Genomic DNA, 11,967 nt, shown 5'->3' with positions numbered 1-11,967 from the left:
CTTGAGTCTGGCGATCGCTTTGCTACAAATATCAGTTTTATCGATAATCCTGACTTTGAATATCATTCAGACGGGCAGCATCACAAATACCATATTCAGGACGAGTGAAGCGATTTAACTGAGCCTCATAAAAGTCTCTATTAGCTTGTAAATGCTCAGGGTTAGGGTCATCTAAAGGATGACAAAGCGCAGTCCGTAATGCTTGAATAACAGCAGAGGTGACATTGTACATTGACCGTTGAAAACTAATTCCCAACTGAATCAACATGTCTTCTTCGCCTCGACAATAATTCTTGTAATAATCAACAAGATATTCTGGTAAAAAATGCAACATATCTTGCATTAATAATGTGGGTGGAATACCCGCAGTACCTACTGGGAAAACATCTGCATAGAGAATCCCATAGTGGAAGTCTTTTTGGTCTGTTGGTACTTGGCTTGCTTGGGCATTGTACGATTTTGTACCTCTAAAGGGAGCTGTACGATAAAACACAGCTTCTACATAAGGTAATGCAGCTTCATAAAGCCAGACAAAGCCTTTAGATTTGGGGACGATTTCATAACATTCACCACGAATATAAACATGATGATAAATAGGACGACTTGCAACTGCAAAAATTCCATTTACTAGAAAATCCATTGCTTCTGGGACAGTGGTAATTTTTCCTTCATCATACAAATCTGACATTTCAAAGAATACAGGAGCCATAACTTCCCAGAATAGTCCCAAATTAGAATAGTAGGACATCTGACGGCACTGTTCTATAAACATATCTGGGAATAGTTTATAAAGTGCCAACATCATGGGGTTGCCTTGGAAGTAAGCTTTAATTGCCCTATCTGCGTTGGCTTTATATTCTTCGCTGTCTAAGTAAGGGTCAAATTTTCCACCCATTCCTCTATGCCAAAGCATTGCCCGCATACAGGCTTCAGCAAACTCCATGTTGATGCGGTCATGAAATAAGTGATGCAATAACTTGGGCATTTTAAAGGTTTCACCCTTTTCCATAAATGCCAAAAGTTCTGGATGGGCGGTCGCTTCACCACGCCAAACTCTTAATTCTGCATCATCACCGGCGTAGTGATTATGCCGTTCTAAATATTCTTGAGGTAAGAAGTATTTAAAGAAAGGAAACGGATCTAAAAATACTCGTTCAGCAATATATAATAAGTCGCGCCAGTAGAAATCCATCGGCACAGCATAAGCTTTATAAAGACCGATAATTTGCATTAAGTTTTCTGGGGTATCTGGCAACATCGAACCACCAGCTTCTAGGCGATGAATTATATCAGCAAATTCATGGTGCGAAGGAGGTAGTTTAGTGGTAGGGTTTTCTGGAGTTTGTACCATATTTATTCCTGGATTTTTATTTAAGTTTCTAGTAATTGCTGACGTAACTTGAAAGCATGAAAAATGCTCAAAACATCATGTGTCCAAACGGGTAATATCAGCGTCATTAAAATTTCTTCCAGGCTATGAATAGTACCGACAATACAAGTCAGCCATAAAGTTATGCCTGCATAATCAAAACCGAAAAGGGAAATAATAGCAATAAACAGAGTAATTCCCCAGAGTTTGGCTGAGTAGGTGTGATAGCTAGCAGGTTTACCGTATTTTACTAAATTTATTACCCACCAAATCAGCTGAGCTATCACAACCATTAACAATGGTGTTGGATAAGCCATTAAAATATCTTGATACCCCAGCCATGCACTTATAAAGATAGAGCTAAATAGGCAGACATCAGCCCAGCTATCAGCCTGACGTAAATTGGCAGTGCTAACACCCAGTTTCCGGGCAATGATGCCATCCAATATATCTGAAAGAAAAGCCAGCACAAACCCAACGATAAACCAAACACTGGTTTTGCCATCCCAAGCATCCCACAGCAGGAAAGGAGAGATTAAAAAGCGAAATAGTATCAGACTACTGGGAATTAATTTGAAACTCATCTTTGCTCCTGCATTCAGGCGTAACCCTCTTGTTTAAGTAAGTCGGCGCAAATATTTAGCATTTGTTTATAGTAGCGCTTTAGCGCTAAAGCGCTACTACGAGCCAAATACAGAGGTTTTACTTCTCGTTACATAGTTTGGTTTTTTCTCACCGACTTACTTACTATTTCAAAACAACTTGAGAAACTATGGTTGTTTCCCTAGGGGTAATTGTTGCCACCATTGCTGTTGTTGTGGGTTCACTCCAGCGTACTAACCAAGTGGGTTGTATACCCAAAAAGATAATCAAAACTGCCAAGACTAAAGCAGGGATTTTTTCAGACCATAAAACTTTGGGGTAGTAAGCTGAATTACTATCCAGCTTGCCAAAACAGGTGCGGTTGAGGAGAATAACGAAATACACTGCTGTTAACCCACTAGATGCTACACATAAAAGTGTTGGCAAAGGAAAGGCTGAGAAACTACCTTGAAACACGATAAATTCCGCCACAAATCCTGTTAAACCGGGAATCCCGGCGCTAGCCATCCCACTAAGCACTAGTAGAGCGCTAATTAAAGGTAAACCGCGAATCGGACTCATTAAGCCATTGAGTTTTTCTAATTCACGGGTGCCAACTTTCGCTTCTATCACCCCGACTAGATGAAAGAGAATTGCCAGAATTAAACCGTGGCTGAACATTTGAGCTACTGCACCTACCAGTGCTAAAGCCGTGCTAGAAGCGCTAGCGAGCAATACATAACCCATGTGACCAATGGAACTGTATGCTACCATGCGTTTGATATCTTTTTGAGCGATCGCAATTACTGACCCATAAATCGCACTAATCGCCCCCCAAATTGCTAAGTTTGGTGCAACTACACTCCAAGCATCAGGAAACATACCTAAGCCAAATCGCAATAGTCCATAAGTTCCCAACTTCGCTAACACACCACCCAATAAAATGGCAATGGGTGCGGAAGCTTCAACATAAGCATCCGGTAGCCAAGTATGGAAAGGAACTAAGGGTATTTTAATCCCGAAGCCTAAGATGATTCCCATCAGCAGAACGAATTGCAAACCTGCCGAGAGAGTTTGTGTAGATATGGCATCAAAGGCAAAGCTGGTAGAACCAGTTAGGAATACCATGCCTAGGAAGGTTGCCAAAATCAAAGCGCCGGAAACAGCAGTATAAATTAAGAACTTGATGCCGGCATAAGACCGTTTTTCGCCTCCCCAAATGGAAATTAATAAATAGAAGGGGATTAATTCCAGTTCGTAAAATAGGAAGAATAACAACAAGTTTTCCGCTAAAAAAGCCCCAGCAACGCCACCACTAACGAATAAAATTAAAGAATAAAAAAGTCGTGGGCGTTCGGTTTCTTTGTCAGTGCTGTAAATAGCAATCCAGGTAAGTAAACTATTGAGGATCAACATCAAAATTGATAAACCATCAACACCTAGTTGATAACTCAAACCTAATGTTTCATTCCAAGGAAGATACTCTGTAAATTGCATTCCTGGATTGCTGATATCAAATTTCAACAAAATAAACAAATTCCAGAGTAAAACTATGCCTGCTACGGTTAAACATACTAACCGAATGCGGCTCGCTGGGATGGCTTTACCGGGTAAAAACCCGATAACTATAGCACTTAAAATTGGGATCCAAATTAAAACACTGAGCATAGCTATTTGACAATCTAAGGCGGTGAATATTTTTCTTGGTGATTTAAAAAATTAGACTTAAAAACTGTAATCCCCAGAATGGCCAAGTTATCCATGCACATAAAGCACCTACTCCTAAAAGCACGGTAAAGGCATAAAACTGGGTCTGTCCATTAGTACTGTATTTCAAACCTTCGCCACCTAGCAGCGAAAATAATCCCAGCAAATTCACGATGCCATCAACTACAAAGCGGTCAATCATATCAGCAAATTTGGAAAGTTGGGCAACGCTGAAAATGATTGTCATGCGATAGAGTTTGGGTGTGTAGAAGTCGTAAGCTAACAAGTCTTGCAAAGGTTTCCAAGGTAGGCGGACTGGCTTGGGAATGTTGCCTAAATAAATAATGGCGCTAATGCTGCAACCAAAGATACTCGACCAAATGAGTAATAGTGCCACATCTTTATTGAGATCTGCCCAATTGGGTAGTAATGATAAGCTTTGTAATACCAAAGGCAAATGCAGAACAAAGCCAAGTAATATCATCATGGGTAGTACCATAGGCCAATGAACTTCAGGCGATCGCTCACTCATTTGTTTGGCTTTACCACCGAAAATTAAGCAAAATTCTCTAGTTAAACTAACGGCTGTTAAGGCGTTGATTGCGATGATAATTCCCACCAACCAGGGGGAAGTTCCCCACAGTCCATCAGCTAATTTCAGCAAAGCCCAAAAGCTACCTAAAGGGGGAAAAGCAATTAACCCCAATATGCCAACAATGAAAGCTAACCCAGACATGGGGCGACGTGTCCATAAGCCGCCAAGTAGAGTTACATCTTGGGTGATGCCATTCCAGATAATACCGCCGGTACTCATTACTAATAATGCAGCTGCTACAGCGTGGGTGAGTACCAACAATAAGGCTGCATCATCTTGTTGTGCACCTACAGCAATGAACACTAAGCCCATGTAAGCACTAACAGAATAAGATAAGCAGCGTTTAATATCAATTTGAGCGATCGCAATTAAAGATGCGCCTATAGCAGTCACTGCACCAATGGCTACAATAAATGACGAAACTACAGGCGATAAAGTTAATACAGGTTGTAATTTAATTAGTACCCACGCACCACTAGCAACTACTACCGAGTTCCGCAAAATTGTACTAGGAACAGGGCCTTCCATCGCTTCATCTAACCACAAATGCAAAGGAAATTGAGCGCATTTACCCATCGGCCCGGCAACTAGTGCTAAACCTACTAATGTTATCATCGTCGGATCAACTTGAGTATTAGCTGCCCAATCTGCTAGTTCTGTATAATTCCAAGTTCCTGATAAAGTCCATAATCCTAAGACTCCCATCAGCAAAAATAAGTCTCCTACCCGCTTGGTTAAGAAAGCATCCCTTGCACCAGTTACTACCAAAGGTTGACTAAACCATAAACCCACTAATAAATAGGTTCCTAATGTTAGAACTTCCAAAATTACATAACTGAAAAACAGATTATTGCACAAAGCTAAAGCACATAATCCCGCTTCAAATAATCCCAATAAAGAATAGAATCTTCCCCAGCCCCAATCCATTTCCATGTAACCTATCGCGAAAATTTGCGCTAGGAAATTTAAGCCAGTTATGATCACCATTGCACCTACACTTACCGAAGAAATATCTAAGGTAATAGTGAGGTTTAAACCTGCGGTAGATAGCCAAGGAATAAATACTTCGTGGGGTGGTTGATTCAAGGTTAATTGTAAAGCTAAGACACTATGAGCTAATGCCAAAAATGTCATTACTAAATTTACATAACCTGCTGGCCTTGGCCCTGTTCTGCGAATGATGCCCGGCGACCAGGGAATTGCCAAAATTCCACCTATTAAGGCATAGCAAGGAACTAGCCAAACAGTCTCAAGTAGAAACTGAGCCATAAAATTAACCTCTAGATTTGTAACAGAAATTGGCCAAGCCGGGAATTAACTTAAACTTGCTCCCAGTCAGCCAATGATTGTAGATAAAGAACCTTTATTTTTGCTTAATATTATTTTCAGCTTACCGTTATATTTCCCAAAAAGGAATTACTTGGCAAAATAAATACATGATATTTATTCTAATTAATTCTTATATAATCAATCCCTACAAGTTTAATCATAGAATTTAATCTATGGATTAGATTTGGTTTAACGTGAGTTCGACAAGTCTTATTTGACCTCTCCCCCAACCCCTCTCCGGTACGGCTACGGTGTACACACAAGTTTACCTAGAGCGAGTTTCCAGCCAAAAAAGGTAGATTCAAACTGCTCAAGCTCGCGAACCAAAGTATTAATACCGGGAGGTTTCTGAGACTTGTAACCAGACCAACCACCAAGTCGAGCAATAATCCAAGTTGCCCAAGCAAGAGCTACGGTGTACACACAAGTACTCTCCATATAGGTTTCAGCGTTTAAAGCAGCTATAAACTGTCATTACGAGCGAAGCGAAGTAATCGCAAAAATTGTTGGGTTAATGGGATTGCTTCGTCGTTCCTCCTCGCAATGACCGCGCTTTGAGAGATTTATCGCATAGTTCAAAACCCAGTTTTAGGTAGGATTTTAAGACTTCTGTGTACACCGTAGTTCCGTTTCGGAGAGGGAGCAGGGCTGATTCATTCGATCTCTTAGAGATTTTGTCAAGAGTATGAATCAGAAATTTGCTTGAGTGGGAAAAAGAAAAACTACCACCTCAACCAGCAAATTTAAGTGCGTTCACCATTTTCTTGCCCAATCAGATTTTTTAGTCACCTGTTTTTTTTGCTTGAAACGCTTGTAAATCAGCGCCTTTTAGGGAATGAAACAGCCCTGCGGAGAGGGAGTGAGTGAGAGTAGCGAATTATATTCGCCCAAAACTTTTCAAACATCCTCGTTATAAGACTCAAGTATTATAGAAAGTTAATAGTTATCATCAATAACCTCAGATGTATTGCAAGCATTCGTTAATTTGATGAACAATCATAAACTTTTACTTATAGGATCAATCTAATATTTATTTAAGAATTGGAGTTAAAAACTAACCAATTTTACTTTAAAACCTGTACACTAAGTTTCAACGAATTGAGTGATCTCCAAACAACGCCCTAAAGCCGAACTAATTTAACCAACAGATTTTATATCCAGTTAGTCCTATTAGCCTTTTTAAATTGGCAATTGCCTGGATTTAACTTGATTTTATTTAAAAAAGATCGAAATGATCTGTAGATTGTCCCAAGCGAAATTATATTCTGCTTGCGTCAATTGTCATGCCTAATAAGAAACGAAATTCATTTTTGAGGAGATATTATGTCAGACTTTTTCAATCAAATTTCCCGCCGTAAATTTATTTTAACAGTTGGAACGTCTGCTGGTGCTGTATTGTTAAAAGGCTGTTTAGGAAATCCCCCAGAAAATCTAAGTGGTGGTAGTTCGCAAGCAATAACAACTACTCAACCTGTTGCCAATTTGACTCCTGAACAAACACCAGAAACTACAACAGTGAATTTGGGATATATCCCGATTGTAGAAGCAGCACCTCTAATTATTGCGAAAGAAAAAGGCTTTTTTGCTAAGTATGGCATGACGAAAGTCGAGCTTGCTAAACAAGCTTCTTGGGGTGCAGCACGAGATAATGTCGAAATTGGTTCAGCTGGTGGTGGTATTGATGGTGGTCAATGGCAGATGCCAATGCCACATTTAATTACAGAAGGTTTAATTACCAAAGGTAATCAAAAAATTCCCATGTATGTTTTGGCGCAATTAGTTACACATGGGAATGGAATTGCGATCGCCAACAAACACCAAGGTAGTGGTATAGGTTTACAATTAGCGGGAGCCAAGTCTTTATTCTCCAAACTCAAAGCTTCGCCCACACCCTTCACCGCCGCCCAAACCTTCCCCGCCGTTAACCAAGATTTCTGGATTCGCTATTGGTTAGCAGCTGGTGGTATTGACCCTGATGCAGACGTGAAATTACTCACAGTTCCATCAGCGCAAACCGTCGCCAACATGAAAACGGGTACAATGGATGGCTTTAGCACTGGCGATCCTTGGCCTTTCCGCATCGTTAAAGACAAAATTGGCTTCATGGCTGCATTAACAGCAGAAATTTGGAAAAATCACCCCGAAGAATATCTAGCCATGAGGGCTGACTGGGTTGACCAAAATCCCAAAGCTACGAAAGCACTGTTAAAAGGCATTATGGAAGCTCAACAATGGTGCGATAACTTTGATAATCGTAAAGAAATGGCTAACATTTTGGCACAACGGGCTTATTTTAATGTGCCAGTTGATGTTTTGATTGACCCATTTATGGGTAAATACGATATGGGTGAAGGTCGCAGAATTGATGACAGATCGATGGCAGCTTTGTATTGGAAAGATGAAAAAGGTAGCGTTTCTTATCCTTATAAGAGCCATGATTTGTGGTTTATCACCGAAAGCGTGCGCTGGGGATTTTTGCCCAAAGATTACATCGTGAATAATGCTGCCAAAGCTAAAGCATTAATCGATAAAGTTAACCGCGAAGATATTTGGAAAGAAGCTGCAAAAGAAGCAGGAATAGCAACTGCTGATATTCCCACAAATACATCCCGTGGTGTAGAAGAATTCTTTGATGGCGCAAAATTTGACCCTCAAAACCCAGAAGCATATCTCAAGAGTCTGCAAATCAAGAAAGTTAGTGTTTAGTCATTGAAGACACAATTTATCGCATCTGTACAAGATTCATCAGTTAGGAAAAACAAGTTATGACAGTCGCTCAACGAAGACCAGCAACCCCTAAATTAGATAATAGCTTTATATCTCGATTTCAAAAACAGTTTTCTGAAGCTGTTCCACCGATTATTGCGATCGCAATTTTTCTAGTTATCTGGCAACTATTTTCTTGGACTCCTGGCGCAACATTACCAGGGCCAATTAAGGTTATACAAGATACTTGGATTTTGATTTTGTATCCCTTTTATGACAAAGGCGGCATTGATAAAGGATTATTTTGGCAGATTTGGGCTAGTCTACAACGGGTTGCTATTGGTTACTCTTTGGCTGCCGTGGTTGGTATTGCTTTAGGCATTGCGATCGGTATTAATAAAACCATGTCTAAAGCTTTAGATCCTCTGTTTCAGTTATTGCGAACTGTACCACCATTGGCTTGGGTTCCTATTTCCTTGGCAGCTTTAAGACAAAACGAACCCGCCGCACTGTTCGTGATTTTTATTACCGCAATTTGGCCGATTCTAATTAACACGGCTGTAGGTGTCAAAGAAATCCCCCAAGACTATAACAACGTTGCTAAAGTTCTCCAACTTTCCAAGAAAGACTATTTCTTTAACATCCTCATTCCTGCTGCCTTACCCTACATTTTTACAGGTTTGAGAATTGCGATTGGTTTAGCTTGGTTGGCAATTATCGCTGCCGAAATTGTGATGTCAGGTATTGTAGGCATAGGTTTCTTCATCTGGGATGCTTACCAAAACAATTACATCAGCGAAATTATCTTGGCACTAGTCTACATTGGTGGAGTGGGTTTGTTACTAGACAAATTCATGGGTTGGTTACAAAACAAGATTTTACCCACAGAACAAAAGTAGTTCAAAGTGAGGAGCTTTAAGTTATTGGCTCCTCATTCCATCTTTCATAGCTTATTTTGATAGCTGATACGAAATTATTCCGTCTTAGCTGTGTTTATTAGACTTATTGCCAAAATTTGACTTTGTAAATCTTATCAGGCACGAGAAATTGTGTCTTTACACGAGGCTTTTTGGCTTAAATGAATGGTATTACTAATGATAAACATTGATTAATTACAATGATTATTCAATCCGATAAGTTATAAAAATTATTAATCAATAGCTTCAGAAATTGGCATTTTACTAATTGAACTTTTCAAGTAAACATAAGAAGTAAGAAGACTCGCTCCACATAACATCTTTTTGGATAAAACTAATGGTCGCACTCACACAGCCTACTCAAGTTATACCCAACCCAGGACGTTTGACAATTGAAATTGTAGAAATTGCTCCTCAAACAACTGCTATTCGTTGCTTAGATTGGGACAGAGAGCGTTTTGATATCGAGTTTGGTTTACGGAATGGAACAACTTATAATTCTTTTTTAATTCAGGGTGAAAAAGTAGCTTTAGTTGATACTTCCCATCGCAAGTTTGAACAGCTATATCTGGAAATACTTACAGGATTAATTGACCCAAATAAGATAGACTACTTGATTATTAGTCATACCGAACCAGACCATAGTGGCTTAGTTAAAGATATTTTGCAATTAGCTCCTTCTATTACCATTGTTGGTGCTAAGGTAGCTATAAAATTTTTAGAAGATATGGTTCACCAGCCTTTTAAATCAATGCTGGTAAAAAGTGGAGAACGCTTAGATTTGGGTAATGGACACGAATTAGAGTTTGTTTCTGCACCTAACTTACATTGGCCTGACACAATCTTTACTTATGACCATAAAACTAGTATTCTTTACACCTGTGATGTGTTTGGAATGCATTACTGTGATGATCATACTTACGATGAAAATTTCACGGCAATAGAAGAAGATTTTGAATATTACTATGAGTGCCTCATGGGGCCGAATGCGCGGTCTGTGTTGGCAGCTTTAAAGCGAATTGAAAAATTAGAAATAAAAACAGTTGGCACAGGGCATGGGCCTTTACTACAGCACTATATTCCAGAATGGATTGGACGCTATCAAAATTGGAGTTTAGAGCAAGCCAAAACAGAGACATTAGTGGCTTTATTTTATGTTGAAGATTACGGTTATAGCGAAAGTTTAGTAAGAGCGATCGCACACGGCATTGCCAAAACAGGTACGGCGGTAGAATTAGTAGATATTAATAGTGCCGAGCCTCAAGAAGTCCGAGAGTTAGTTGCCCAAGCCGCTGGTTTAGTGATTGGAATGCCTCCGCAATCTTCGCTGATAGCTCAAGCTGCTTTAAACACTATCTTAGCTGCTGCTCACAATAAGCAAGCAATTGGCTTACTAGAGTCGGGAGGAGGAGAAGATGAACCCGTTTATCCCTTACGCAATAAGTTTCAAGAACTGGGATTAACTGAAGCCTTTCCCCCGATTTTAGTTAAAGACATTCCTAGCAAAGTTACAGAACAACTTTGTGATGAAGCAGGTACAGATATGGGGCAATGGTTGAATCGCGATCGCACCATTAAACAAATCAAATCTATTAATAGCGAGTTAGAAAAATCTTTAGGGCGAATTAGCACAGGATTGTATATTATCACCGCCAAAAAAGGAGAAATTCAAAGTGCAATGCTGGCTTCTTGGGTAACACAAGCAAGTCTTAACCCCTTAGGAGTAGCGATCGCAGTCGCCAAAGACAGAGCAATTGAATCTTTGATGCACGTTGGCGATCGCTTTGTTTTAAACGTCTTAGAAGAAGACAGATATCAAGGATTAATGAAACATTTCCTCAAGCGTTTCGCTCCTGGTGCAGATCGCTTTGCTGGAGTCAAAACATATCCTGCTGCTACAAATGAGTCTCCTATTTTAGCTGAAGCTCTGGCTTATATGGAATGTGAAATCACTAACCGTATGGATTGTGGAGATCATTGGGTGATTTATAGCACCGTCCAAACTGGACGAGTTGCTCAGGTAAATGCACTAACCGCCGTCCATCACCGCAAAATTGGCAATCATTATTAAATTGGTCAGTGGTCAGTTGTTAGTTGTTAGTTGCTCACTTCCTTACCAATCTCCTCACATACAGCCATGCATAAGCCTGCTGAAAATACGCCAATTTCTATGTACGAAATAAATCGGGGGCGCGTCGTGCGAACCTTGGAATTTATTCAAGATGTGATTGTGATTTGTTTGTGTATCGGTTTATTTAGTTTCATGGTGCTTCAGGTGAGAGATATGTTTCTCTCCTTGCTTCCGCCTCTAGATTTTAATGCTGTTACCGCCGATATTCTCTTTTTACTGATTTTAGTTGAATTATTTCGATTGCTGATTATTTACCTCCAAGAACATCGAGTGTCTATTGGGGTAGCTGTAGAAGTTTCCATTGTTTCCGCGTTGCGAGAAGTCATTGTCAAAGGCGTTCTAGAAACAAGTTGGAGTCAAGTTTTAGCAACTTGTGCCTTTTTATTAGTGCTAGGAGTACTATTAATCCTCCGAGTTTGGCTACCTCCTACCTTTGATGGCATTGATCCAGAACAAGCAATATCTAAACGCTATAAAAATCGAGTCAAATCAGAATTAGTCGAAGCCAATGGGCAATTAGGGAGTAGATAAAGAAGAAACAGAGCACAGGAGAAGCAACAAGAGATGGAAAAAGTTAAAGGATGAAGAAACAAACCCTTTAACCCTGCCCCTTATCCCCAAAGGGGGCCCC

Annotated in this window: 8 protein-coding genes and 1 pseudogene; 4 read left to right on the top strand and 5 right to left on the bottom strand. The window is 39.9% G+C overall.

All coding sequences use genetic code 11. The features are described 5' to 3' along the window. Positions 1-37 precede the first annotated feature (37 nt). The 5 genes and pseudogenes from I8751_RS12515 to I8751_RS12495 form a co-directional block, all read right to left on the bottom strand. Positions 38-1,351 carry a CO2 hydration protein gene (locus I8751_RS12515; protein ID WP_214439484.1) on the bottom strand — a complete coding sequence of 438 codons (1,314 nt, stop codon included), beginning with the start codon at positions 1,349-1,351 and terminating at the stop codon, positions 38-40. 20 nt (positions 1,352-1,371) lie between these two features. After that, the gene (locus tag I8751_RS12510; protein ID WP_214439483.1) at positions 1,372-1,953 is read right to left on the bottom strand and encodes a CDP-alcohol phosphatidyltransferase family protein; all 582 of its coding nucleotides are present in this window, start codon (positions 1,951-1,953) and stop codon (positions 1,372-1,374) included. 163 nt (positions 1,954-2,116) lie between these two features. After that, positions 2,117-3,619, bottom strand: a complete 1,503-nt coding sequence (locus I8751_RS12505; RefSeq protein ID WP_214439482.1) for an NADH-quinone oxidoreductase subunit M — start codon at positions 3,617-3,619, stop codon at positions 2,117-2,119. A gap of 43 nt (positions 3,620-3,662) precedes the next feature. Next, positions 3,663-5,522: an NAD(P)H-quinone oxidoreductase subunit F gene (locus I8751_RS12500; protein ID WP_214439481.1), complete on the bottom strand. Its 1,860-nt coding sequence runs from the start codon at positions 5,520-5,522 to the stop codon at positions 3,663-3,665. A 306-nt stretch (positions 5,523-5,828) separates the two neighbouring features. After that, positions 5,829-5,990 (bottom strand): annotated as a pseudogene (locus tag I8751_RS12495) (IS4-like element ISSysp3 family transposase); the annotation flags it as partial. A 915-nt stretch (positions 5,991-6,905) separates the two neighbouring features. Between I8751_RS12495 and I8751_RS12490 the strand changes: the two are divergent. The 4 genes from I8751_RS12490 to I8751_RS12475 all read left to right on the top strand — a co-directional run bounded on the left by I8751_RS12490 (position 6,906) and on the right by I8751_RS12475 (position 11,867). Continuing rightward, complete coding sequence (locus tag I8751_RS12490) at positions 6,906-8,288, top strand: CmpA/NrtA family ABC transporter substrate-binding protein (RefSeq protein WP_214439480.1); 1,383 nt, start codon at positions 6,906-6,908, stop codon at positions 8,286-8,288. Between the two features lie 59 nt (positions 8,289-8,347). Beyond that, positions 8,348-9,187 (top strand): nitrate ABC transporter permease, encoded by an 840-nt coding sequence (ntrB, locus tag I8751_RS12485; protein ID WP_214439479.1) that lies wholly within the window; start codon positions 8,348-8,350, stop codon positions 9,185-9,187. 355 nt (positions 9,188-9,542) lie between these two features. Beyond that, the gene (locus I8751_RS12480; protein WP_214439478.1) at positions 9,543-11,276 is read left to right on the top strand and encodes a diflavin flavoprotein; all 1,734 of its coding nucleotides are present in this window, start codon (positions 9,543-9,545) and stop codon (positions 11,274-11,276) included. A 66-nt stretch (positions 11,277-11,342) separates the two neighbouring features. Continuing rightward, positions 11,343-11,867, top strand: a complete 525-nt coding sequence (locus tag I8751_RS12475) for a phosphate-starvation-inducible PsiE family protein (protein WP_214439477.1) — start codon at positions 11,343-11,345, stop codon at positions 11,865-11,867. The last annotated feature ends 100 nt before the right edge of the window (positions 11,868-11,967 follow it).

The organism is Atlanticothrix silvestris CENA357, assembly GCF_016056295.1.
Taxonomy (GTDB): Bacteria; Cyanobacteriota; Cyanobacteriia; order Cyanobacteriales; family Nostocaceae; genus Atlanticothrix; species Atlanticothrix silvestris.
Note: the sequence above shows the minus strand (reverse complement) of the source record. Positions and strands in the feature narration are given on the sequence as shown.

Excerpts from the sequence above, each read along its gene's own strand:
- I8751_RS12490 (WP_214439480.1), top strand. The coding sequence starts at position 6,906 with ATGTCAGACTTTTTCAATCAAATTTCCCGCCGTAAATTTATTTTAACA.
- I8751_RS12480 (WP_214439478.1), top strand. The coding sequence starts at position 9,543 with ATGGTCGCACTCACACAGCCTACTCAAGTTATACCCAACCCAGGACGT.
- I8751_RS12505 (WP_214439482.1), bottom strand. The coding sequence starts at position 3,619 with ATGCTCAGTGTTTTAATTTGGATCCCAATTTTAAGTGCTATAGTTATC.
- I8751_RS12515 (WP_214439484.1), bottom strand. The coding sequence starts at position 1,351 with ATGGTACAAACTCCAGAAAACCCTACCACTAAACTACCTCCTTCGCAC.
- I8751_RS12475 (WP_214439477.1), top strand. The coding sequence starts at position 11,343 with ATGCATAAGCCTGCTGAAAATACGCCAATTTCTATGTACGAAATAAAT.
- I8751_RS12500 (WP_214439481.1), bottom strand. The coding sequence starts at position 5,522 with ATGGCTCAGTTTCTACTTGAGACTGTTTGGCTAGTTCCTTGCTATGCC.
- I8751_RS12510 (WP_214439483.1), bottom strand. The coding sequence starts at position 1,953 with ATGAGTTTCAAATTAATTCCCAGTAGTCTGATACTATTTCGCTTTTTA.
- ntrB (WP_214439479.1), top strand. The coding sequence starts at position 8,348 with ATGACAGTCGCTCAACGAAGACCAGCAACCCCTAAATTAGATAATAGC.